The 22,634-nt window shown below is 69.1% G+C and carries 18 protein-coding genes; 5 read left to right on the top strand and 13 right to left on the bottom strand.

The genetic code is table 11. The features are described 5' to 3' along the window. Window positions 1–272 precede the first annotated feature (272 nt). The gene (locus BJP62_RS04405) at window positions 273–908 is read left to right on the top strand and encodes a hypothetical protein (RefSeq protein WP_070527020.1); all 636 of its coding nucleotides are present in this window, start codon (window positions 273–275) and stop codon (window positions 906–908) included. A 3-nt stretch (window positions 909–911) separates the two neighbouring features. Here the strand turns inward: BJP62_RS04405 and BJP62_RS04400 are convergent, their stop codons facing one another. The 3 genes from BJP62_RS04400 to lysA form a co-directional block, all read right to left on the bottom strand. Further along, on the bottom strand, window positions 912–1,466 hold the full coding sequence (locus tag BJP62_RS04400; RefSeq protein WP_070527017.1) for a DJ-1 family glyoxalase III: 555 nt from the start codon (window positions 1,464–1,466) through the stop codon (window positions 912–914). Window positions 1,467–1,655: 189 nt separating this feature from the next. Beyond that, entirely contained in the window at window positions 1,656–2,858 is a 1,203-nt protein-coding gene (gene gltS, locus BJP62_RS04395; protein WP_070527014.1) for a sodium/glutamate symporter, read from the bottom strand. Window positions 2,859–2,968: 110 nt separating this feature from the next. Beyond that, on the bottom strand, window positions 2,969–4,204 hold the full coding sequence (gene lysA / locus BJP62_RS04390) for a diaminopimelate decarboxylase (protein WP_070527011.1): 1,236 nt from the start codon (window positions 4,202–4,204) through the stop codon (window positions 2,969–2,971). 94 nt (window positions 4,205–4,298) lie between these two features. Here lysA and BJP62_RS04385 point away from each other — a divergent pair, with 94 nt between their 5' ends. Continuing rightward, window positions 4,299–5,195, top strand: a complete 897-nt coding sequence (locus BJP62_RS04385) for an ArgP/LysG family DNA-binding transcriptional regulator (protein ID WP_070527010.1) — start codon at window positions 4,299–4,301, stop codon at window positions 5,193–5,195. Further along, window positions 5,189–6,142, top strand: a complete 954-nt coding sequence (locus BJP62_RS04380; protein ID WP_374749749.1) for a D-2-hydroxyacid dehydrogenase — start codon at window positions 5,189–5,191, stop codon at window positions 6,140–6,142. The genes BJP62_RS04385 and BJP62_RS04380 overlap by 7 nt, the downstream gene beginning before the upstream one ends. Window positions 6,143–6,198: 56 nt before the next feature. Here the strand turns inward: BJP62_RS04380 and BJP62_RS04375 are convergent, their stop codons facing one another. The 5 genes from BJP62_RS04375 to BJP62_RS04355 form a co-directional block, all read right to left on the bottom strand. Beyond that, window positions 6,199–6,465, bottom strand: a complete 267-nt coding sequence (locus tag BJP62_RS04375) for a hypothetical protein (RefSeq protein WP_070527004.1) — start codon at window positions 6,463–6,465, stop codon at window positions 6,199–6,201. Window positions 6,466–6,496: 31 nt separating this feature from the next. Next, on the bottom strand, window positions 6,497–6,823 hold the full coding sequence (locus BJP62_RS04370; protein WP_145927103.1) for a hypothetical protein: 327 nt from the start codon (window positions 6,821–6,823) through the stop codon (window positions 6,497–6,499). A 73-nt stretch (window positions 6,824–6,896) separates the two neighbouring features. Then, window positions 6,897–8,306, bottom strand: coding sequence for a multidrug transporter subunit MdtD (gene mdtD, locus BJP62_RS04365; protein ID WP_070526999.1), 1,410 nt, complete (start codon window positions 8,304–8,306; stop codon window positions 6,897–6,899). After that, a complete protein-coding gene (locus BJP62_RS04360) occupies window positions 8,303–10,093 on the bottom strand; it encodes a monovalent cation:proton antiporter-2 (CPA2) family protein (RefSeq protein WP_070526996.1) in 1,791 nt (596 codons plus the stop codon). Before BJP62_RS04360 ends, mdtD begins: the two co-directional genes overlap by 4 nt. A 47-nt stretch (window positions 10,094–10,140) precedes the next feature. Next, window positions 10,141–10,827 carry a 4'-phosphopantetheinyl transferase gene (locus BJP62_RS04355; RefSeq protein WP_083300700.1) on the bottom strand — a complete coding sequence of 229 codons (687 nt, stop codon included), beginning with the start codon at window positions 10,825–10,827 and terminating at the stop codon, window positions 10,141–10,143. 176 nt (window positions 10,828–11,003) lie between these two features. Here BJP62_RS04355 and BJP62_RS04350 point away from each other — a divergent pair, with 176 nt between their 5' ends. Next, window positions 11,004–11,768: a 2,3-dihydro-2,3-dihydroxybenzoate dehydrogenase gene (locus BJP62_RS04350; protein WP_070526990.1), complete on the top strand. Its 765-nt coding sequence runs from the start codon at window positions 11,004–11,006 to the stop codon at window positions 11,766–11,768. Window positions 11,769–11,933: 165 nt separating this feature from the next. Here the strand turns inward: BJP62_RS04350 and BJP62_RS04345 are convergent, their stop codons facing one another. The 5 genes from BJP62_RS04345 to BJP62_RS04325 all read right to left on the bottom strand — a co-directional run bounded on the left by BJP62_RS04345 (window position 11,934) and on the right by BJP62_RS04325 (window position 21,076). Then, on the bottom strand, window positions 11,934–12,884 hold the full coding sequence (locus tag BJP62_RS04345; protein ID WP_070526987.1) for a polysaccharide deacetylase family protein: 951 nt from the start codon (window positions 12,882–12,884) through the stop codon (window positions 11,934–11,936). Window positions 12,885–12,998: 114 nt separating this feature from the next. Beyond that, window positions 12,999–17,327, bottom strand: a complete 4,329-nt coding sequence (locus tag BJP62_RS04340; RefSeq protein WP_070526985.1) for a non-ribosomal peptide synthetase — start codon at window positions 17,325–17,327, stop codon at window positions 12,999–13,001. After that, window positions 17,320–18,192 (bottom strand): isochorismatase family protein, encoded by an 873-nt coding sequence (locus tag BJP62_RS04335; protein WP_070526982.1) that lies wholly within the window; start codon window positions 18,190–18,192, stop codon window positions 17,320–17,322. Before BJP62_RS04335 ends, BJP62_RS04340 begins: the two co-directional genes overlap by 8 nt. A 17-nt stretch (window positions 18,193–18,209) precedes the next feature. Next, window positions 18,210–19,844, bottom strand: coding sequence for a (2,3-dihydroxybenzoyl)adenylate synthase (locus BJP62_RS04330; protein ID WP_070526979.1), 1,635 nt, complete (start codon window positions 19,842–19,844; stop codon window positions 18,210–18,212). Next, entirely contained in the window at window positions 19,841–21,076 is a 1,236-nt protein-coding gene (locus BJP62_RS04325; RefSeq protein ID WP_070526976.1) for an isochorismate synthase, read from the bottom strand. The genes BJP62_RS04330 and BJP62_RS04325 overlap by 4 nt, the downstream gene beginning before the upstream one ends. 341 nt (window positions 21,077–21,417) lie before the next feature. Here BJP62_RS04325 and mxcK point away from each other — a divergent pair, with 341 nt between their 5' ends. Next, window positions 21,418–22,629, top strand: a complete 1,212-nt coding sequence (gene mxcK, locus BJP62_RS04320; protein ID WP_070526973.1) for a myxochelin export MFS transporter MxcK — start codon at window positions 21,418–21,420, stop codon at window positions 22,627–22,629. Window positions 22,630–22,634 lie beyond the last annotated feature (5 nt).

The following is a 22,634-nucleotide window of genomic DNA, read 5'->3' as shown; positions in this document are numbered from 1 at the left end:
AGGCAAGCTGACAATCCCGAAGGGTGAAGATCATGAGCAAAACGGTGCGGTCGGGTCTGACATGGTTGTTTGTCGGGGCGTTGCTGGCCTCCTGCGGCGGCGGTGGGGGCGGCGGCGGTGGCGGTGGTTCGGGCGGCACCGGGAGCGATACCGGGACAGGCGGGGCTGGTACCGGCGGAACGGGTACGGATGGGACCGGTGGCGGAGCGTCGGGTGGCGGGACGTCGGGAGGGGCCGGCGCGGCGACCGGCACCCGCAGCGCCGCCGAAGGGATGTGGACCGGTTCGACGAGCAGCAGCCGGACGGTCACCGGTTTCGTGCTCGACGACGGCAGCTACTGGTTCCTGTACTCGCTGCCCAATACGTCGGCGACGCTGGCCGGTGTACTGCAGGGCAGGTTCACCGCGGCGAACGGCGTCCTGAGTACGGCCAGCACGGTGGACCTGAATGCGCTGGGCAATACCCGCTCGGAGCCGGCGGTGGCCGGCAGCTACCAGACCAAAAAAACGCTGACGCTGAACGGCGCCGCAGGCGGCACCTTCAATACCAGCTACTCGTCGCAATACGAGGGCACGCCGAGCCTGGACAAGCTTGCCGGCGTGTTCAAGGGCACGTATGCGACGCGAACGACGTCCGATACCGTGTCGTTCAGCATCAACGCCAGCGGCACCGTCGTCGGCACCAGCACCAGTTGTACCTTCTCGGGCAAGTTCAGCCCGCGCCCGACGGCGAATCTGTACGACATGGTGCTGACGCTAACGGGTACCGCGTGCATCGGTGGCGGCGGCAGCGTCGATCTGAACGGCATCGCCTATCTGGATGCGGCGGGAACGACGCTGTACACGGTCGGCCTTGAGGGCAACCGCGACCGCGGCATGATCTTCAACGGGCTGCGGGTCCAGCAGTAGCGGTCAGAGGTAGAGCATTGCCCGGCCGACTTCGAGCGCCCTGGCGTCGCCGGCCAGCAGCCGCAGCACCTCGAGCGCGAACAGCCCGCTGGTGCCGGCAGCGCGCGACGTCGTCACCAGCCCGTCGGTGACGACCTGGTAGGTGCTGACCGTGGCGCCGTGCTCTGCCAGCACCGGTTCGCAGCCGGGGAAGCATGTTGCCGCCTTGCCGTCGAGCACGCCGGCCCGGGCGAGCACCGTCGGGGCGGCGCAGACCGCGGCCAGGCGGCGGCCCGCGGCCAAGTGCACGCGCAAGCGGTCGGCGAGGCCGGCGCTGGCGGCGAGCGCCTGGGTGCCGGGGCCGCCCCCGGGCAGCACGATCGCGTCGGCCAGTTCGCCGTCGACGGCCGAGAACGGCAAATCGGCCCGGATCACGATGCCGTGCGCGCCTTCGACCGCCAGTTCGTCGTCGAGCGCGATGGTCGACACGAACACGCCGCCGCGCCGCAGCACGTCGACGATGCTGACGAATTCGACTTCCTCGAAGCCCGGGGCAAGGTAGACGTGCGCGGTGGCCATATCGGTTTCCTTCAGCGTGGGGGCCCGTCCCAGTAGGCGAGCGAGCCAAAGCAGTTTGTCGCCGCCCGAAGCACAGGAACCGGAATGGACGTGAAGTCCATGAGGACGACCCGAAGGTAGTCCCCTTGCGGGGTTCCGAGCATCGGACGGGGGCAAAATGTGACGGCGCAGCCGCCTAATGGGATGGGATCAGCCGTAGATGGGCAGGAGAAGGAATAGTTTAATCACGATCGCATTGGCGATGTCGATGAAGAACGCCCCGACCATCGGCACGACGAGGAAGGCGACGTGCGACGGGCCGAAGCGGTCGGTGATCGCCTGCATGTTCGCGATGGCCGTCGGCGTGGCACCGAGGCCGAAGCCGCAATGGCCGGCCGCCAGCACTGCGGCATCGTAGTTCCTGCCCATGACGCGGAAGGTGACGAACATCGCGTACAGCGCCATCGCAATCGCCTGCACGCTCAAAATCGCCAGCATCGGCAGCGCCAGCGACGCCAGCTCCCACAGCTTCAGGCTCATCAGCGCCATCGCCAGGAACAGCGACAGGCTGACGTTGCCGAGCACCGACACCGCGCGGTCGAACACGTGGTACCAGCCGAGCATGCCCAGGCCGTTGCGCAGCACGACGCCGACGAAGAGCACGCAGACGAAGGTCGGCAGCTCGAGCCAGGTGCCCGTGAGCGCGGCGGCGATCGTCTGGCCGCCGGCCAGGCAGACGACGATCAGTGCCAGCGTTTCGATGAACGACTGCGCGGTGATCAGCCGGACCGCCTTCGGCTGCTCGAACGCCATCGGGTGCGAGGTATCGGCCGCTTCGCCGGTGGGCAGCGCCACTTTCTTGACCAGATGCCGCGCCACCGGGCCGCCGATCAGGCCGCCGAGCACGAGGCCGAATGTTGCGCAGGCGATGGCGACCTCGGTCGCCGACGCCAGGCCATAGGTCTGCGTGAATACGCTGCTCCACGCCGCACCGGTGCCGTGGCCGCCCGACAGCGTGATCGAGCCGGCCAGCAGCCCCATCAGCGGGTTCAGCCCGAGCGCACTGGCCATGGCGATGCCGATGGTGTTCTGCACCAGCAGCAGGCCGAGCACGACGAAGAGGAAGATCGCGACGGTCTTGCCGCCTTTCTTCAGGCTGGCGAGGTCGGCACCAAGGCCGAGGCTGGCGAAGAAGGCGAGCATCAGCGGCGTTTGCAGGCTGGTATCGAACTGGACCTGCACGTCGGCGGTGACGCGGGCCAGCAGCAGCAGCAGCGCGATCAGCAAGCCGCCGGCCACGGGCTCGGGGATGCTGTATGCGCGCAGTGGCGGGGTGACGGCGACAATCTTGCGCCCGAACAGCAGCACAAGCGAGGCGGCAACGAGCGTGCCGTAGGTATCGAGTGCGAGCATCGATTCTCCCGAAGTTATTGGAATGACAGCGGCCCCGGTACTGATGGCGGGGCCGTTAACATTCTAGCAGCGGGAGTTCAAGTGACCCTTTGTACAAGGTCACCTTGTCTTTATACCGCCTCGAGTGCTAGCAGCTCTGCCACGGTCTGGCGGCGGCGGATCAGCCGGACGTCGCCGCCGTCGATCAGCACCTCGGGAATCAGCGGCCGGGTGTTGTAGTTGCTCGACATGCTCGCGCCGTAGGCGCCGCCGTCGTGGAAGACCAGCCAGTCGCCGACTTCGGCCGGCGGCAGCTGCCGCGGTGTTACGGTGCCGCCTTCGCCCTGCGTGAACACATCGCCCGACTCGCACAGCGGGCCGGCGATCACGCTGGGGCGCTCGCCGCCCAGCCTGACCGCGCCGGCGGCGTCGAGCAGCGAGACTTCGTGGTAGCTGCCGTACATCGCCGGGCGCATCAGGTCGTTGAAACCGGCGTCGCAGAAGACGAAATGGTTGCTGCCGACGTCCTTCATCGCGCGCACTTCGGCGACGAGTTTGCCCGATTCGGCGACGAGGAAACGGCCCGGCTCGATTTCCAGCGTGACCGGATGGCCCAGATGCGCTTCGATTTCCTTGCGTGCTGCGTCCCACAGGCTGAAGTAGTGCGCGGTGTCGATGCGCTCGCCGCCGGCCTTGTACGGGATCGACAGGCCGCCGCCGGCCGAGATCGCCTTCAGGTCGCGGCCCGACGCCTTCACTTCCTTGATCATTGCGCCGCAGACGTTGCCGAGGTGTTCGTAATCGACGCCCGAACCGATGTGCATGTGCAGGCCGACCAGATCGAGCCCGTACTGGTCGATCAGCGCGTAGGCCTCGTCCAGATGCTCGAACCAGATGCCGTGCTTGCTGGTCTCGCCGCCGGTATTGGTCTTCTGGCTGTGGCCGTGGCCGAAGCCGGGGTTGATGCGCAGCCAGACGCGGTGGCCCGGGCTGACGCGGCCGAGCTGTTCGAGCATCTGCGGGCTGCCGGCGTTGACCGGAATGCCGTGCTCGACCACGGCGGCCAGCGTTGCCTCGTCGAGCAGGTCGGCGGTGAAGACGATGCCCGGATGCTCGCCCTTGGCGTCGTAGCCGGCGGCCAGCGCACGCTCGATCTCGCCGAGCGAGACCGAATCGACCCTGACGCCCTGTTCGCGCATCAGCCTGAGGATGTGCGTGTTCGAGCAGGCTTTCTGCGCGAAGCGGATCACGTCGAAAGCGCGCAGCTGGTCGATGCGCTCGCGGATCACCGCCGCATCGTAAGTCCAGAGCGGGGTGCCGTACTGGCGGGCGAGGGCGACGAGTTGCGGGCCGTTGACGGGTTTCATGCTGTGCCTGTGGGAAATGGGTGTCGCTGCCTATTCAATCAGCGTTGCCCGGCGTGGTAAAACGGTCTTTTCTAATCGCCGATCAGCGCCGCTAATGCTCGACTACAAGCTTCTCGAAGCACTCGATATGGTTGCCCGTGCCGGCAGTTTCGACGGCGCCGCGCGCCGGCTGCACCTGACGCAGTCGGCGGTGTCGCAACGGATTCGCCAGCTCGAGGAAAAGCACGGCTGCGTGCTGCTGTCGCGCGATCCGGTCGCGCCGACGGCCGAAGGCGAGCGGCTGCTCGCGCATGTGCGGCGGGTGCAGCAGCTCGAGGCCGAATTGGTGCACGATGCCGACGCGGCGAACGCGTGGCGCAGCGTGGCGATCGGCGTCAACGCCGACAGCCTGGCCGTCGGCCTGATCGGCGCAATCGCGCCGGCGCTCGCCAGGCAGCACATCCTGCTCGACTGCGTGATCGACGACGAGGCGTACACGCTCGAATCGCTGCGCCGCGGCGCCGTCGTCGGCTGCATCGCCAGCGAGGCGGCCGCGGTGCCCGGCTGCGCGGTGCGGCCACTCGGCGGGCTCGATTACCTGCCCGTGGCGACCAAGGGCTTTGCCGAACGCTACTTCGCCGCCGGGCTGACCGCGGCGACGCTTGCTGCCGCGCCGGCTGCGGTATTCGCCCACCGCGACAGCCTGCACCGGCGCTGGCTGCGCGAGGCGCACGGCCTGATCGAGGGCAGCTATCCGGCGCATGTGATCCCCGAATCGAACGCGCTCTACGCCGCCGCGCTGGCCGGCATCGCCTACGCGGTCGTGCCGCGGGCGCAGGCGGCCGGCGAGATCGCGGCCGGGCGGCTCGTCGGGCTGGGAGCGACGATGCTGACGGTGCCGCTCTACTGGCACCACTGGACAAAACAATCGCCGGTTGCGGAGCAAATCGCCGCGGCGCTGGTCGAATTCGCAGCAGGCCATTTCAACCCCTTGCCCGGAGAGCCATCATGAGCCCCGAAATCGTCTTTCTCGATCGCGAAACCCTGCCCGCAACGGTGCGCCGGCCCGAGACGCCGCACAGCTGGATCGAATACGCCCAGTCCAGCACCGACGAGGCGAGGGAGCGCTTGAGGACGGCGACGGTGGCGATCAGCAACAAGGTGCCGATCAGCGCCGAGGTGATCGCCGCGGCACCCGAGCTCAAGCTCGTCGCGGTGGCGGCCACCGGCTACAACATCGTCGATCTGGCCGCGTGCCGCGACCGCGGCATCACCGTGTGCAACATCCGCGACTACGCCACGGCCGGCGTGCCCGAGCACGCGCTGATGCTGATGCTGGCGCTCAAGCGCCAGTTGCTGGCCTACCGGCGCGATCTGGCCGGCGGCGCCTGGCAGCGCGCAGCCGGTTTCTGCCACTTCGGCGCACCCTTGCACGATCTGGCCGGCGGCGTGCTGACCATCGTCGGCAGCGGCGCGCTCGGCCAGGCGCTCGGCAAGCTGGCGCGCGCGCTCGGCATGCAGGTGATCTTCGCCGAGAAGAAAGAGGCGACCAGCCTGCGCCCCGGCTACGTGCCGTTCGATCAGGCGATCGCGCAGGGCGACGTGATCAGCCTGCACTGCCCGCTGAACGAGCGCACCCGCAACATGATCGGCGCGCGCGAGCTGGGCCTGATGAAACCCGACGCGGTGCTGATCAATACCGCGCGCGGCGGGCTGATCGACGAGGCCGCGCTGCTCGATGCCCTGCAGGCCGGCCGCATCGGCGGCGCCGGGCTCGACGTGCTGGTCGAGGAACCGCCGCGGGGCGGCAACCCGCTGCTCGACGTCGACCTGCCCAACCTGATCATCACGCCGCACGTCGCCTGGGCCGGTGCCGAGACGATGCAGCGGCTGGCCGACCAACTGATCGACAACGTCGACGCCTTCCTGCGCGGCGAGCCGCGCAACGTGGTGGCGTGAACCGCCTGCCGCAAACGACAACGCCGCCCGAGGGCGGCGTTTTTCATGGTGGGCGTTCAGAGTTGCGAGCGCCACAGCGTGTTCTTGCACTTGGTGCACAGGTGCTGGCGGCGGTAGTCGGTGACGCGCAGCAGGCCAACGTCGAGTGTTTCGCCGCAGCAGCAATGGCCGCAATGCAGCGCGCCGGTCTGGCCGGTACGGGCGCGGTACTCGGCCTCGGTCGGCAAACGCTCCCAAGCCTTCTGCGCCCACGGATTGTAGGTGAGCAAGTAAAACGCACCGCCCATAAGGGCAAGCAGACCGATGAAACCCAGGACTTCCATATCAAATCCTTCGTGTTGGAATCGTGCCCATCTACTGCGAAATCGTCGTCAGCAGCGTGAAGCTAGCTAGGCAGATGGCAATCAACAGTACGGCTGCCAAGTCACGCACGCCGTTGTAGGTGGCGCTGGATTTCAGTACGCCCGCGTTCAGGCGGCGTTCGCACCACTGCAGTGCGTTGACGACAAGAAAAAAAATGCCCAAATATGCAAAAAACATGATGAGGGCCATCGCGCAGCGGCTGGACGCGGAGAGCGCTTCGGGCATGCCGGAGAGCCGTTTCAGGAAGATAGGTACCGGATAACTCAGGCAAACGGCCACAGCAATAAGCCAGCGGCTTGATGGGGAAGGAATTGGCATGACAACCGTTAACGTAAACCGATGCTATTGATTTTGAAATTATAAAGAAATATTTTCGTCAGCAAGTTTGATCTTATTCAAGCTCGGGCTGTACGGCCTCGTCGCACTCGCGGTCATTCGGATCGAGTTGCCAGAAAATCCACGCGCTGATTGCGGTGATGACGCCGACGCAGGCGAAGGTCACCTGGAAGGCGCGCAGCGCGGTGCCGGCCTCGGCACGGCCGAAGTAGTCGCTGAACGCGCCGAGCATGGCGCCGGCGGCGGCGACGCCGAGGCTCATCGACAGCTGCATGATCATCGACAACAGGCCGTTGCCCTCGGACGCCTGCGCGGTCTCGAGATCCTTCAGCGCCAGCGTGTTCATTGCGGTGAACTGGATCGAGTTGACCGCGCCGAAGACGGCAAGCTGGACGATGCGCAGCCACAGCGGCTCGTGCGGCGAGAACAGCGCGAAGCTCATGATCATCAGCCCGGTCAGGAAGGTGTTGGCGACCAGCACCCGACGGTAGCCGAAGCGCCGGATCAGCGGCGAGACCCAGCCCTTGGCGGCAAGGCCGGCCAGCGCCGTCGGCAGCATCATCAGCCCGGCCTCGAGCGGCGAGAAGCCGAGGCTGACCTGCAGCATCAGCGGGATCAGGAAGGGCACGGCGCCGGCGCCGATCCGCGCGAACAGATTGCCCCAGACGCCGATCGTATAGCTGCGGACGCGGAACAGCGTCAGGCTGAACAGCGGCTTCTCGTTGCGGCCGGCGTGCAGCACGTAGACGCAGATCGCCGCCAGCCCTGCAACCAGCAGCAGCGTGACGACGACGGTTTTCAGCCCGAGCTCGGCCAGCCCGTCGAGCGAGACCGAGATCGTCACCATCGCGAACGCCAGCAGCAGGTAGCCGGCGGTGTCGAAACGCTGGCGCTCGGCGCCGAAGAAGGCCGGCATGAAGCGCCAGGTGGCGATGGCGCCGACGATGCCGATCGGGATGTTGATCAGGAAGATCCAGTGCCACGAGGCGTAGACCACCAGCCAGCCGCCCAGCGTCGGGCCGATCAGCGGGCCGACGAGGCCGGGGATGGTGACGAAGCTCATCGCCGCGAGGAACTGCTCGCGCGGAAAGGCGCGCAGCACCGCGAGCCGGCCGACCGGCAGCAGCATCGCACCGCCGATGCCCTGGACGACGCGGGCGGCAACGAGCTGCCACAGCGTATGCGCCTGCGCGCAGGCGAGCGAGCCGATCGTGAACAGCACAATCGCGGCAAGGTAAACGCGCCGGGTGCCGAAACGGTCGGACAGCCAGCCCGACGCCGGCATCAGCAGCGCAACGGTGAGCATGTAGCTGATCACTACCGACTGCATGCGCAGCGGGCTTTCACCGAGGTTGGCCGCCATTGACGGCAGCGCGGTGTTGACGATGGTCGCGTCGAGCGTCTGCATGAAAAAGCCGATCGCAACCAGCCACAGCAGCAGCCGGTGTTCCCGCGTTTCGCTCATGCTTCGTCCTCCTTGTCGACGGCCTTGCTGTCCGATTCGAACAGGCTTTCGAGTTCGCGCATCGCGTCCTTCGTCGCCTGGATCATCTGTTGTTCGTCGTGCGAGACCGCGTGCTGGCGCTGCAGCAGCGCTTCGTCGTTGGCGCGGAACAGCGCCAGCGTGCGGTCGCGGCGTGCATCGCTGAGCCCCAGCCCGGTCAGCACCTGCCCGGCAAGCTCGAGGCTGTCGAGGAAGGTTTCGCGCTGCAGCGCGGTGACGCCGAGGTCCATCAGCCGGTAGGCGTGGAAACGGTTGCGGGCACGCGCGTAGACCTTCAGGTTGGGGAAATGCTCGCGGACCATTTCGGCGGTCTTGAGCGATGCTTCGACATCGTCGATCGCCAGCACGAAGACCCTGGCCTCGTCGGCGCGCGCGGCGCGCAGCAGGTCGAGCCGGGACGCGTCGCCGTAGAACACCTTGTTGCCGAAGCGGCGGACGAAGTCGACCTGGTCGGCGCTGGCTTCGAGCGCGGTAAAACCGATCTTCTTCAGCCGCAGCACCCGGCCGACGATCTGGCCGAAGCGGCCGAAGCCGGCGATGATCACCGGCGTCGCGTGTTCGGGTGCGATGACGTCGAACTCGCGCCGGGGCTTGCGATCGAGCCTGGGCGCCAGCCAGTGTTCGTGGATGTAGACGATGAACGGCGTGGCGACCATCGACAGCGTGACGACGATGACGAGCAGGTCGGCCAGCGGCTGGTCCATCACCTTCTGCTGCACGGCGAGGTTGAACAGCACGAAGGCGAATTCGCCGCCCTGCGCCAGCGCAACGCCGAGCCGGCGGGCGTGATAGTCGCCGGCCTTGCTGACCCGGCCGATCAGGTAGAGCACGGCGAACTTGACCGCGACGAGGCCGGCGATCAGCCCGGCGATGACGAAGAACTGCGTCGACAGCAGCCCGAGGTTGGTCGACATGCCGACGGCGATGAAGAACAGCCCGAGCAGCAGCCCCTTGAACGGCTCGATGTTCGCTTCGAGCTCGTGCCGGTATTCCGAATCGGCGAGCAGCACGCCAGCGAGGAAGGCGCCGAGCGACATCGACAGCCCGGCGTGCTCCATCAGGATCGCGGTACCGAGCGCGACCAGCAGCGTCGCGGCGGTGAAGACCTCCGGGTTGCCCGAACGGGCCACCAGCCGCAGCACCGGGCGCAGCAGCAGCCGGCCGGCGACGATGACGCCGACGACGATGCCGGTGACGCGCAGCGCGCCGAGCCAGCCGGGTTCGGCACTCTTGACCGCCGCGACGCCGAGCAGCGGCAGCACGGCAAGGAAGGGGATCACCGCCAGATCCTGGAACAGCAGGATCGCGAAGCTGTCGCGGCCGTAGCGCGCCGTCAGCTCTTTTTTCTCGGCGAGCATCTGCAGCACGAAGGCCGTCGACGACAGTGCCAGCCCGAAGCCGGCGACGAGGGCCGCTTCTGCCTTCAGGCCGAACAGCAGTGCCGCGCCGGCGAGCAGGCCGCCGGTCAGCAGCACCTGCGCGCCGCCGAGGCCGAAGACCGAGCGGCGCAGCACCCACAGCCGGCTCGGCTGCAGTTCGAGGCCGATGATGAACAGCAGCAGCACGACGCCGAGTTCGGCAAAGTGCAGGATGCTGTCGACCTCGGTGACGAAACCCAGCCCCCAGGGGCCGATCAGCACGCCGGCGCTCATGTAGCCGAGCACGGCGCCCAGCCCGGACAGCCTGAACAGCGGCACCAGCGCGACGGCGGCGGCGAGGAAAAGCGCGATTTCGGCGGTCAGGGTCATGCGGTCATCCGGCGTTGGGGAGGACGGTATACATCACTGTAGCGGGATCAGCCACCGGCGGGGACCGCGCAGAGCGAAAGCACGAAGCCGTCGCTGCGTGCGATCCGCAGCGTGTACTCGGCAGACTGCGGGCAGGCGTCCGACAGGGTCGTCGTCAGGCGCAGCGTGGCGGCATCGGCGCTGGCGGCGACGACTTCGGCATCGTGAAAGCCGAAATAGCGGCGCACCTGCGGGTACAGCGCCTTGAACAGGCTTTCCTTCATCGAGAAGACGGTGATGAACCATTCGGCGTCGCTTGAGCCCGCCGGCGCCCGCTGCCATTCGCTGTCACTGCCGACCTGCGCGCGCAGCCGGTCGGCACGGGCGGCGTCGACCCACGGTTCGACGTCGATGCCAAGCCCGCATTGCCGCGCGGCCGGCGCGACCGCCGCCAGCGCGAGGCCGTGGCTGTGCGTGATCGCGCCGACCCAGCCGGCCGGCCATTGCGGGGCGCGATCGTCGCCGATCGCCAGCGGGGCGTTGCCGTCGTAACCCGCCCGCCGCAGCGCGTCGCGGGCGCAGTCGCGGCCGGCGAGGAACTCGAGCCTGCGCTTGAGCGCGGCGCCGGCCAGCGCGGCCGGCAGCAGGGCGGCATCGAAGCGCTGCAGCGCGGCCTCGTCGAAGCCGAAGCGCCGCGCACTCATGACCACGCCGGGCGGCAGGTCGGTGAACGAGGGCATGTTGTCAGAAACCATGGTTGCAATCTTAACCCCGACTGGCGTCGCCGACGTTGCCGGCGTGCCGCTTCGGGGCTACGCAGCCCGGGACGCCCTAGAAAAATCTCGTGCGATCAAAGGAAACCGGCGCTGAACAAAACGGCCCCGGGGCGGCTTGATGCTAGTTTCGGGCCTTACGATATCCGGAGTGGAACATGACAGTGACAAACGGAGTCGCCGTTGTCAGCGGCGCGGCACAGGGCATCGGCGCAGCGGTGGTCGATGCACTGCTGGCCCACGGCGCGCAGGTCGTTGCCCTCGACATCAACGGTGACGTGCTGGCGCGGCGCTATGACGGTGCCGGCAAGGTGACGCCGCTGGCGCTCGACGTCTGCGACGCCGCCGCGGTCGAGCGCGCGGTCGCGCGGATCGAGGCCGAGATCGGTGCGATCGGCGCGCTCGCCAACGTCGCCGGCATCCTGCGCATGGGCGCGCTGACCGGGCTGTCGGTCGACGACTGGATGGCAACCTTCGCCGTCAACACCCACGGCGTGTTCCACCTGAGCTGCGCGGTCGCCCGGCGGATGCAGGCGCGGCGCAGTGGCGCCATCGTCACCGTCGGTTCGAACGCGGCATCGACGCCGCGCACGCTGATGGGGGCGTACTGCGCATCGAAAGCGGCATCGGCGCAGTTCACCCGCTGCCTGGGGCTCGAACTCGCCGAGTACGGCATCCGCTGCAACATCGTCTCGCCCGGCTCGACCGACACCGGGATGCAGCGCCAGTTGTGGACCGACGACACCGGCCCGGCAAAGGTGATCGCCGGCTCGCTCGACGGCTACCGGCTCGGCATTCCGCTGAAGAAGATCGCCACGCCCGACGACATCGCCGGCGTGGTGCTGTTCCTGCTGTCCGACGCCGCCAACCACGTGACCTTGCAGGACATCGTCGTCGACGGTGGGGCGACGCTGGGGCGGTGATACGAGCACGCGGGGCGGCCGATGCGCCGGGGGCTGGGCGCAAGCCCGGTGTGGCGGTGCCGGCAGGGCGGACGAAACGTCCTGCCGGGATTCCTTCCGACCGCAACCGTACGCGCAGTACGGCCGGCGAGCACGATGCCGCCAGCAGGACGGTGCCGGTCGCGCTTAGCGGCTCAGGCAGGTCTTGCCGCCCGCGTTGACCCTCTCCTGCAAGGCCCGCATCGCCCGGTAGTCGGTGCGCCTGATGTCCTTGCCCAGCCGCTGGATGTCGGTACCGTTCCAGACTTCGAAATCGGACAGCCGAAGCACCAGATCGGCGATGCTCGTGCGCGCCGACGGGCTGTCCTCGGCCGGGTGGATCGCCAGATGGTTGATGCCGGCCGGCAAGGTGGCGATCCAGCCGTCGTAACCGGCGTAGCGCTGGCCGGGTTTGCGCTGGTCCGGGTTGTAGTGCATGAAATAGGCATCGGGCGTGACCACGCCGCCGGCCTGCATCTCGCGCGTGGCCTTCAGTTGCTCGGCGGTCGGCATGAAGAAGCCCTGCATCACGATCGGGATGCCGGTTTCGCGCGCCAGCCCGGCGTAGATGTCGAGCAGCGCGGGGCTCGCCGCCCAGAACACCATGTGCGCGTCGAGGTGGGTGATCGTCAGCCCGGCGGCGCGGACCTTGGCGATCTGCGCCAGCAGCTCCCGCTTCACCTCGGCCGGTTTGGCGTGCTGGGCGACTTCCTGCGTGGTTGCCCACAAACGGCCTTGCGGGTTGTACAGCGACGGCACGTCGGACTTCGGCAGCACGCCGCCCCAGGGCTGCTTGTCCTGCCACTCGTTGGTCAGCGTCAGGTGGACGCCGACGGCGAGCTTGCGGTCGCGCGCCATCTTCGCCGCCACGGAAAAGTTCGGTGTCGGCGGCATGATCGACAGGTCCTGGATCTGCTGCTTGTCGATCAGCGCGAACGCGGCCTTGTCGAGATCGGCGTGCATGCCGATGTCGTCGGCGTTGACGATCAGCACCTTGTCGGCCGGGGCGAAGCCGAGGCATTCGCTCAGCGCGGTGGCCGACGCGGTCTGGGCGGCAAGGGCGGTGATCGCGACGGCGAGGGCATGGCGTACGTGCATGGCGGCGTTCCTGAAATCGGGCAAGCCGGCATGATAGCAACGGCGTACCGGAGGACGGTTTGATGCCGGTGCGTGGACCGGCCATTTCGGCCGGCCCGCGCCCGGGCCGATCGCTCAGGCCGGCTGCGATGCCGGCGCCGGCAACAGCCCGCTGGCGACCGCCTGGCCGAAGTAGGCGAACAGCGTGCCGGCGTCGACGGGTGCCGCGTCGGCGTCGGGCAGCAGCGCGAGGATGCGCTCATGGCGGATCGGCCCCATGCGCAGCACGTCGTTGCTGGTGCGCGTTTCGAAGAACGACAGCGTCGCGCGGTCGTCCTCGTCGGCGTGCAGCGCAACGCGCGTCAGCCACTCGGGCATGCTGCAGCGTTCGAGCGCGTAGCCGAACACCGTCAGCGCGGCGAATACCTCGGCCAGGCTGACCATGCCGTTGCACGCCAGCTGGTAGACGCCGCCTTGCCGGGCCGAGCCGTTTGTCGCCAGCCGGACGACGGTATCGGCGACAACGTCGACCGGCGTCCAGACCTCGTCGACGCTGAAGTCCGGTGCGCAGCCGGCGCGCACCGACGCGCGCACGATGCGCCAGACCAGGTCCTGCGGATTGACCCACGGCCGGCCACGCGGGCCGACGACGCGGCCGAGCCGGTACACGGCGACCGGCAGGCCGTGTGTGGCCGCGTTCTCCAGTACGTGCTCGGACAGCCACTTGCTCTGCTGGTAACCGTCGGCCAGGCCACGGTGGGCCGGCACGAAACGTTCAAACGCTTCGGGCGAAAGCGCCAGCGGCTGCGCGACGGCCAGTGTCGAGATGTAGTGCAGCGGCACGCGGCGCGGCGCGGCCAGCCGGACCAGCTCGCGCGTGGCGCCGACGTTGGCGGCGCGCAGGCTCTGGTAGTCGCGGACGACGCTGACCTGTGCGGCGTTGTGCCAGATTGCGTCGACCGAGCCGGCCAGTTCGGCAAACCGGGCATTGTCCAGCCCCAGCTGCGGCGCAGCGAGATCGGCGGCGATCGCGACGATCCGCCCGGCCGGCAGCGGCCGCGACAGCCCGTGGCGGGCCAGTGCGACATGAACGCGCTCGAGCGCTTCGCCATCGCTGCCGGCGCGGACGAGGCAGACGATGCTTGCGCCGCTTTCGCGCAGCAGGCGGTCGAGCAGGTGGGCGCCGACGAAGCCGGTGCAGCCGGTCAGCAGGATGCGGCGTGGCAGCGCCGCCACTGCCGGGGTGCTGACAGCCGGAGAAGCGGACTCGAACCAGTGCGCGGGGACGTCGGCGTCGGCGAGCATCGCCGCGCTGATGCCGGTTTGCGCGATCGTGTCGCCGTCCGCCAGCGCCCGGGCAAGCCCGGCCGGCGTCGGATGACGGAACAGCGTGGCGACCTGCACCGGGCGCTTCAGTTCGCCGCTGAGCCGGTTGGCGACCTGGATCATCTGCAGGCTCTGGCCGCCGAGGCCGAAGAAGTCGGCGTCCGGCGAAACCGGCGAGATGCCGAGAATCTGCGACCACACGGCCAGCACCGTGGCCAGCAGCGGGTCGTCGACGGCGGCGGCGGCCGGCGCGGCGGGTTCGAGCGTAGCCAGCGCCTTGCGGTCGATCTTGCCGCTGGCGTTTTTCGGCAGCGCATCGGCGAAGCGGAATACCGTCGGGATCATCGCCGCCGGCAAGGTTTCGGCAAGGAAGGCGCGCAGGCCGGCGGTGTCGATCTCGCCGGCGCGGGGGCCACCGGTGACGACATGGGCGACCAGCTGCTTGTTGCCGTCGGACCGCGTCCGGCCGAGCACCGCCACGGCGACCAGTTGCGGGTGGCGCAGCAGCGCGGCTTCGATTTCGACCGGCGAGACACGGTAGCCACTGATCTTGAACTCGTCGTCGACGCGGCCGGCGAAGTAGAGCACGCCGTTCAGGCAGCGGACACGGTCGCCGGTCCGGTAGGCGCGTGGCGCGCCGGGCAGGGCGGCCAGCGTGACGAAGCGTTCGTCGCTCAGATCGGTGCGGCCGTAATAACCGGCAGCCAGGGTCGGGCCGATCAGGTAAAGCTCGCCTTCGACGTCATGGCCCCGCAGCGCCGATCCGTCCGCATCGAGCAGCACCGCGGCAAGCCCCGGCAGCGGCGTGCCGATGGCCACGGCCGTGTCGCCGGCTGCGCGCCAGTCCGAGACGTCGGCACTGGTCGCGACCACGGTCGATTCGCTCGGGCCGTAGGTGTTGAACAGCCGGATACGGTCACCGGCTGCGGCCCGCCATTGCGCCAGCCGCTCGGCCTGCGCCGCTTCGCCGCCGATGATCACCGTGCGCAAACTCGCCGGCAGCGCCAGCGATTGCGTGGCCAGGCTGTAGGCGAGCTCGTGCCAGAACGCCGTCGGCAGATCGAGCAGCGTGATGTGCTCGCGGCCGCACGCGGCGAGGAAATCGCCCATCGATTCGAGCATCGCATCGTCGCGGATCACCAGCGTGGCGCCGAGCGCGAGCGTGACGAAGATTTCCTCGACGCTGGCGTCGAAGGTCAGCGGTGCGAACTGCAGCACGCGGTCGGCAGCGGTGATGCCGTAGCGCTGGGCGGCCGCGGCGACGAAGTGCGCCAGCGCGCCGTGGCGGATTTCGACGCCCTTGGGGGCGCCGGTCGAGCCCGAGGTGAACACGAGGTAGGCCGGGTCGTCGTTGCCGGTGACAAGCGGTTCGGGCAGTTCGACCGCGTCGGCCAGCGCCATGTCGTGGGGATTGGCCGCCGGCTGCAGCAGCATCGTCGCCGCCGGCAAGGCGATTCCGTCGACCGGCCCGTCGGCGATCAGCACGCGCGGCATGACCTGATCGAGCACCGCCTGATGCCGCGCCGCCGGGTGGCTCGGGTCGAGCGCGACATAGCCGGCACCGGCGTAATGGATCGCCAGCAGCGCGATCACCGCCTGGGCGCCGCGCGGCAGGCGCGTCGCGACCAGATCGCCGCGGACGACGCCGGCCGCGGCCAGCCGGCCGGCCAGCCGCAGCGCGGCCAGGTGCAGTGCGGCGTAGCTGTAGGTCAGCGGCCCGTCGACCAGCGCGATGGCGGCGGGTTGTTCGGCCGCCTGCCGGGCGATCCGCGCCGGGACGTTGTCCGCAGCTTGCGACAGCGGCTCGCCGTGCAGCACGCACGGCGCGCCCGGCCAGTCGGCGAGCGCGGTCTGCGGCAGCGCCAGCCAGTTCTCCAGCAGCGACAGCAGCGTGTCGCGATGGCGGAGCAGCGTGGCCGGGTCGTAACGCTCCGGGTGGCCGTCGAGGTCGAGGTGCAGTGCGTCGCCGCGCACGTAGATGGCCAGCGACAGGTCGTCGACCGGGCCGGCAGACACATTGTGCACGCTGGCGGCGCAGTCGCCGAAGGCCAGCGGATAGTCGAACGGCATGATGTTGACGACGGTGCCGAACGGCCGGGCCGGGTGCCGGTCCGACGCGGCGAGGTCGTGGCGCAGCCGCTCGTAGCGGTAGCGCTGGTGGCGGCGCGCGCCGGCCATGGCCGCTTTCGTCGTCTGCGCCAGCGTGTGCAGGTCGGCGCTGGCCGGCGTGGCGGCGCGCAGCGGCACGATGTTCATCGCCATGCACGGTACGCGCAGCGCTGCCGAACCCAGCCGCAGCATCACCGGCAGGCCGAGCGTGACCTCGACGCCGCCGCGCTCGCGCTGCAGCCAGCCGGCAACGACGGCGAGCAGCAGTTCGGGCCAGTCGACGGCAAACTCGCGGGCGCGCTGTTTCAGGCGGGTGGCGAGCGCATCGGGCAGACGGCCACCGGTGCGCAGGCCGCGTGCCAGGGCGGCGGGCGTGCGGCTCGACAGCGACACCGGCTCGGCCGCGCCGGCCAGCGTGGCCAGCCAGTGGTCGCGGTCGGTGGCGAGTGCGCCGCGCTGATACGCGGCCTCTTCGGCGAGTACCGGCGCCATGGCCGCAAAGCCGTTGGCCGACAGTGGCTGGGCGCCGGTCAGCGCGCGGTAGTGTTCGCTGACGCGGCGGGCGATCAGGTTGAAGGCGTAGCCGTCGAGCGCGATATGGTGGGCGCGCTGCAGCCAGGCGTGCCGCTGCGGGCCGAGCTTGAACAGCACGTGGTCGTACAGGTGGCCGTCGGCGAGTGAAAACGGTTTGACGAGTTCGGCGTCGAAGGCGGCGGCCAGTGCGCCATCTTCGGCACCGGCGTCGCCGTCGAAATCGCGGACCCGCAGCGCGCGCGGCGCCACGCCGCCTTGCTGTGCGGGCTGGCCGTCGATCTCGACGAAGCGCACGTGCAGTGCATCGGCCTCGGCCAGCGTTGCCGCCAGCGCCTGCGTGAACGCGGCGACGTCGAGCGGGCCGTCGAGGATCAGCGCCTCGGCGGCGTGGTAGACGGTGCTGTCGAAGCCGGCGCGTTGCTGGCCGAGCCAGATGCCGAGCTGCGCCTCGCTCAGTGGCAGGGCGGCGGGTGGAATCACTTCATGTTCAGGCATGGGCGACCTCGCCGCACAGCCTTGCGGTCCACGCGGCCAGCGTCGGCGTTTCGGCCAGATCGACGAAGCCGACGTCGGCGCCGAGCGCGCGCCAGCGCTCGATCAGCGCCATCAGCCGGATCGAGTCGAGACCGAGCAGCAGCAGGTTATCGTCGTCCTGCAGGTCGGCCGTGGTAAGGCCCATCTGCGCGGCGACATCGCTGCGGACCAGATCGGCGCTCAGCGCCGGCAGCGGCAGCGCGGCCAGCGTGTCGGCCAGCGTGGTGACACTGGCGCAGCGGCCGGCGGCGTAGTTCAGCGCCATCAGGTGCTCGTCGCGCGAGAAGTCGGCCACGGCGTCGGCGACGAGGAAGGGCTGGATGTCGAGCATGAACGCTTCGAGCGCCGTCGACAGGCAGCCGATGTGCGCGTAGACGCCGCAGATGATCAACTGGTCGCGGCCGGCGTCCGCAATCCAGCGCTCGAAGTTGCTGCGCTTGAATGCGCTGTAGCGCCACTTGGTGAAGACGGTGTCGATCGGCGTCGGCGCCAGTTCGGCAATGATGTCGGTCAGCCTGGGATCGGCGGCGAGGCCGGTGCCCCAGAAGTCGGTGAGCAGCGCGCGGTCGGCCGGGTCCTGGTTGCCCGGCTGTGCGGTGTAGGCGACCGGGATGCCGAGCGCGCGGCAGCGGGTGATGAGTGCGCGGATGCCGGCGACCAGCTCGGGTACCGGCGCCTGCGCGCGGTCGTAGAAGTCGACGAAGTACTGCTGCATGTCGTGGACCAGCAGCACGGCGCGGCCGGCGTCGGGTGTCCAGTTCACCTTGCCCGCCGGCAGGTCGGCGGCGGTCGGCAGCGGGTACGAGGCAATGCGGGGAATGGCCATGACGGTCTCTGGTGTTTTTATGCGGATTGGACGGGTTGAACGAGCTGGCGGCGCAGCGCTTCCTTGCTGACCTTGCCCAGCGCGGTCAGCGGCAGGGCGTCGACAAACTCGATGCGATCGGGAATCTTGTACGCTGCAAGGCCGCGGCCCTGCAGGTGGGTCTTGAGCTGCAGCGCGAGCCGCAGCACCGGCGTCTCGCTCGGTGCGGACAGCTCGACGAAGGCGCAGCTTTTTTCGCCGAGCCAGTCGTCCGGCATCGCGACCAGCGCGGCGTTGCGGACCTGCGGGTGCGACAGCAGGTGGTTCTCGACCTCTTCGGCGGCGATCTTTTCGCCGCCGCGGTTGATCTGGTCCTTGCTGCGGCCTTCGACGACGATATGGCCCTCCGGCGTCAGCCGGACGCGGTCGCCGGTGCGGTAGAAACCGTCGGCGGTGAATGCGCGGGCATTGTGCTCGGCCGCCTTGTAGTAGCCGCGGATCGTGTACGGGCCGCGGGTGAGCAGGTGGCCGGTTTCGCCATGCTTCACGTCGGCGTCGTTGTCGTCGACGACGCGTACTTCATCGTGCGGCGAGATCGGGCTGCCCTGGGTCTGGATCACCAGGTCCTCGGGGTCGTCCTTGCGGGTGTAGTTGACGAGGCCCTCGGCCATGCCGAAGACCTGCTGCAACTGGCAGCCGAGCAGCGGCCTGACCTTGCGCGCCGCCTCGACCGACAGCCGCGCGCCGCCGACCTGCAGCATCTGCAGCGACGTCAGCGGCGCGTGCTGCGGCGCGGCCTGCAGCCACAGCAGCGCCAGCGCCGGGACCAGCGCGGTGACGCTGACCTGGTGCGTGGCGATCAGCGGAAACGCGGTTTCCGGCGACGGATCGCGCGCCAGCACGACGGTGCCGCCGGCGCACAGGGTGCCGAGCGTGCCCGGTGACGACAGCGGGAAGTTGTGCGACACCGGCAGCGCGGCGAGGTAGACGGTTTCGGCGTCGAAGCCGCAGATCGTCGCGCTCTCCTGCACGCTGTACAGGTAGTCGTTGTGGGTGCGCGGGATCAGCTTCGGCGTGCCGGTACTGCCGCCCGAGAGCTGCATCAGCGCGACCTGCGACGCATCGACCGCGGCCAGCGGCACGGCGTCGGCGTACAGCGTGTCGAGGTCGGTGAATTCGCCGGCGTCGCCAACGACGACCACATGGCGCAGCGCCGGGCTGCGTGCCTGCACGTCGCGCGCCAGCGTCCGGTAGTCGAAGCCGCCGTGGCGGTCGGCGATCACGTAGGCGGTCGCGCCGGTGGTTTCGGCAAAGAAGCCGATCTCGGCGCCGCGGTGCGCCGGCAGCGCCATGACCGGAATCGCGCCGAGGCGGAACAGCGCGAAGCAGGCGATGAAGAACTCGGCGACGTTCGGCAACTGCACGATCACCCGGTCCTGCGGCGCGATGCCGAGCCGGGCGAAGCCAGCGGCGAGCTGGCCGGCGCGCTCGTCGAGATAGCGGTACGAGATGTGGCGCCTGCCGCAGATCAGCGCGGTGCGGCTCGGGTATTGCCGGGCAACGCGGGCGAGCATGGCGCCGAGCGTTTCGCCGCGCCAGTAGCCGAGTTCGCGGTAGCGCTCGGCCACGTCGGCCGGCCACGGCGTGAAGCCGTCGAGGAGGGCGGTGCTCACAGCAGGTCCTCCAGCGGCACGTCGAGCCCCATCGCATTGAGCATGGTGCGGAACTTGGCGGCGGTCTCATTCAGCTCGCTCTCCGGTGTCGATGCCGGGACGATGCCGGCACCGGCGAACAGCCGGACCTTGTCGGCATCGACCTCGGCGCAGCGTATCGTCACCGCCCATTCGCCGTCGCCGGTCTCGTCGAGCCAGCCGACCATGCCGGTGAACAGGCCGCGCTCGAACGGCTCCAGCTCGCGGATCGCCGCATGCGCCAGCGCGCGCGGGTGGCCGCAGACCGCCGGCGTCGGGTGCAGCGCCTGCGCCAGATCGAGCGCGCTGGTCGCCGGGTCGGCGACTTCGCCGTGCACCAGCGTCGACAAATGCCACAAGGTCGCGGTCTTGATCAGCGACGGCCTCGGCGGTACGACCAGCGTCCGGCACAGCGGCGCCAGCGACTTCGCGACGGCGTCGACAACCAGCGCGTGCTCGTGCAGGTCCTTGGCGGAGGCCAGCAGCGAGTGGCCGCGCGCTTCGTCCTCGACCGGATCCTTGCTGCGCGGCAGGGTGCCGGCGATCGGGTTGGCGGTCAGCGTGCGGCCGTGACGCGACACCAGCAGCTCGGGGCTGGCGCCCATCAGCCGCAGCGGCCGGTGGATGCTGTGGCCGCCACGCTCGAACAGGTCGAGCGCGAAGGTGAAGCCGTTGGGGTTGTGCGCCGCCAGTTGCGTCAGCAGCGCGCGCACGTCGATGCCGCCCGGCGCGTGGACCTCGAGCGCGCGGGACAGCACGACCTTTTCGAGCGCCGTCGTTGCGAACCGGCGCAGTGCCTCGTCGACGGCGTGGTGGTAAACGGCGGCCTCGGGCACCTGGCGGATCCGGCCGTGCAGCGGTCGCGGTGCGGCGGCGCGGATCTGCGCATGCGCGAGCCGGCCGGCGCGGTGCGTCCTTTCCGGGACGAACAGCACGGCGGCGTCGTCGGCGTCGAAGGGCAGCGCACCGGCGAGCACCGGTGCGGCGATCCCGGCCTGCCTGGCGCTGGCGAACAGCTCGCCGACCTGGTGCGCGAGCAGTGCCTCGCGGCCCGGCGAGCGCAGCCGGGCATGCAGGCCGTGGCCGAGGAAGGTGAGCCGCGGTGACGCGAAGAAGAAGGTCGCGTCGTCGCCGTAGTTGTCCAGCAGGGCATTGGCGGCGACCGGGGCATCGAGTGCGGCGGGGATGGGGGAGTCGAGCAGCTTGGAATTCATGGCGTCCTCGCAAGGCTTCGGGGAGGCCGGACGCAGGTGCGGGCCGGCCCGGGTCGGTTGACCCGACGGTGGGCAGCGGTAGATGTGTTGCTATTTAATTAATAATGAAAATCATTATTGGTTTTGTATCCGACCGGCATAACGATGCCCGAAAACCTTGCCCGGGACTTTTGCCGTACGGAATTTTTTGTTTGCGAAACGCAATTGATTCGCATTTACGTCTTCTTATCGCTTCCGGTTCGCTGCATGCTGGCCGGGCTGCTGCTGCCGGCGCTGGCGGAACCAGCACGGCACCAGGCGACGAACAATCCGCGGGCCGCCCGCCAAACCAGGAAAGACCGATGTCCCCGCTCGAACCCCGGCAGGAAAAGCAGCTGCTGTGGCTGCTGGCTGCGTTGCAGTTCAGCCATATCCTCGATTTCATGATCCTGATGCCGCTGGCACCCGAGCTGATGCCGGCGTTCGGCATCGACGCCGGCCAGTTCGGCCTGCTGGTGTCGGCGTATACCTTCGCGTCGGCGCTGATGGGCGTGCTCGGCGCCTTCTGGCTCGACCGCTTCGACCGCAAGCCGACCCTGCTGCTGCTGTACGCCGGCTTCATCGCGGCCACGGCGGCGTGCGCGCTGGCGCCGGACTACCGCTGGCTGATGGCGGCGCGCTTTGTCGCCGGCGGCTGCGCCGGGCTGATAGGCGCGGTGGTGATGACCATCGTCGCCGACGTGATTCCGCCGCAGCGCCGCGGCCAGGCCATCGGCACGGTGATGTCGGCGTTCGGCATCTGCGCCGTCGCCGGTGTGCCGGTGGGCCTTGCATTGGCGGCGATGGGCGGCTGGCGCCTGCCGTTCTGGGGCGTGGCGGCGCTGGCGGCGGTGTTCTGGGCGCTGCTGGCGTGGCGGCTGCCGGCGATCAAGGGCCATCTGGATGCCCGGACGCCGCGCAGCGGCCTCGGCGAAATCTGGCGCATGCCGGGGCTGCCGCTGGGCTGGTTGCTGACGTTCATCGTCGTTTTTGCCAGCTTCCTGCTGATCCCGTACCTCGGCGCCTATCTGGTCGGCAATGTCGGCATCGCCTTCGATACGCTGCCGTGGCTGTACTGCGCGGCCGGCGCGGCGACGCTGTTTGCAATGCCGCGGATCGGCAAGCTCGTCGACCGCTTCGGCAAGGCGCAGGTGCTGGTCGGCCTGCTGCTCGCCAGCATGGTGCCGCACCTCGCCTTCAGCCACCTGCCGCCGTCGCCGCTGTGGCTGGTGCTGCCGGTCTTCGTTGCCTTCATGGTGCTGACGTCCGGCCGGGCGATTCCGGCCATGGCGCTGCTGACCGGCATGGTGCCGCCGCAACTGCGCGGCCGTTTTCTCGCGGTCAACATCGCCGCCAGCGACGGTGCGTCGGGCCTTGGCGCCTGGGTTGCCGGCCAGATGATCGTCGTGGCCCCTAACGGTGCGCTGCAGGGCTTCGGCACCGTCGGCTGGCTTGCCGTGACGACCAGCACCGCCGCGCTCGGTCTGCTCTGGGTTCTGGTTCGCGTCCACCGCGCGGCTGCGGTTCCCGCATAACTTCA

The organism is Jeongeupia sp. USM3 (genome assembly GCF_001808185.1).
Lineage (GTDB): Bacteria > Pseudomonadota > Gammaproteobacteria > Burkholderiales > Chitinibacteraceae > Jeongeupia.
Note: the sequence above shows the minus strand (reverse complement) of the source record. Positions and strands in the feature narration are given on the sequence as shown.

Bases quoted from the DNA above. Each gene is read 5' to 3' on its own strand.
- BJP62_RS04350 (WP_070526990.1), top strand. From the start codon at position 11,004: ATGACAGTGACAAACGGAGTCGCCGTTGTCAGCGGCGCGGCACAGGGC.
- BJP62_RS04355 (WP_083300700.1), bottom strand. From the start codon at position 10,827: ATGGTTTCTGACAACATGCCCTCGTTCACCGACCTGCCGCCCGGCGTG.
- gltS (WP_070527014.1), bottom strand. From the start codon at position 2,858: ATGCTCGCACTCGATACCTACGGCACGCTCGTTGCCGCCTCGCTTGTG.
- BJP62_RS04385 (WP_070527010.1), top strand. From the start codon at position 4,299: ATGCTCGACTACAAGCTTCTCGAAGCACTCGATATGGTTGCCCGTGCC.
- BJP62_RS04325 (WP_070526976.1), bottom strand. From the start codon at position 21,076: ATGAATTCCAAGCTGCTCGACTCCCCCATCCCCGCCGCACTCGATGCC.
- BJP62_RS04405 (WP_070527020.1), top strand. From the start codon at position 273: ATGTGGACCGGTTCGACGAGCAGCAGCCGGACGGTCACCGGTTTCGTG.
- BJP62_RS04360 (WP_070526996.1), bottom strand. From the start codon at position 10,093: ATGACCCTGACCGCCGAAATCGCGCTTTTCCTCGCCGCCGCCGTCGCG.
- BJP62_RS04340 (WP_070526985.1), bottom strand. From the start codon at position 17,327: ATGCCTGAACATGAAGTGATTCCACCCGCCGCCCTGCCACTGAGCGAG.
- BJP62_RS04335 (WP_070526982.1), bottom strand. From the start codon at position 18,192: ATGGCCATTCCCCGCATTGCCTCGTACCCGCTGCCGACCGCCGCCGAC.
- mxcK (WP_070526973.1), top strand. From the start codon at position 21,418: ATGTCCCCGCTCGAACCCCGGCAGGAAAAGCAGCTGCTGTGGCTGCTG.
- BJP62_RS04400 (WP_070527017.1), bottom strand. From the start codon at position 1,466: ATGGCCACCGCGCACGTCTACCTTGCCCCGGGCTTCGAGGAAGTCGAA.
- BJP62_RS04375 (WP_070527004.1), bottom strand. From the start codon at position 6,465: ATGGAAGTCCTGGGTTTCATCGGTCTGCTTGCCCTTATGGGCGGTGCG.
- BJP62_RS04370 (WP_145927103.1), bottom strand. From the start codon at position 6,823: ATGCCAATTCCTTCCCCATCAAGCCGCTGGCTTATTGCTGTGGCCGTT.
- BJP62_RS04345 (WP_070526987.1), bottom strand. From the start codon at position 12,884: ATGCACGTACGCCATGCCCTCGCCGTCGCGATCACCGCCCTTGCCGCC.
- lysA (WP_070527011.1), bottom strand. From the start codon at position 4,204: ATGAAACCCGTCAACGGCCCGCAACTCGTCGCCCTCGCCCGCCAGTAC.
- mdtD (WP_070526999.1), bottom strand. From the start codon at position 8,306: ATGAGCGAAACGCGGGAACACCGGCTGCTGCTGTGGCTGGTTGCGATC.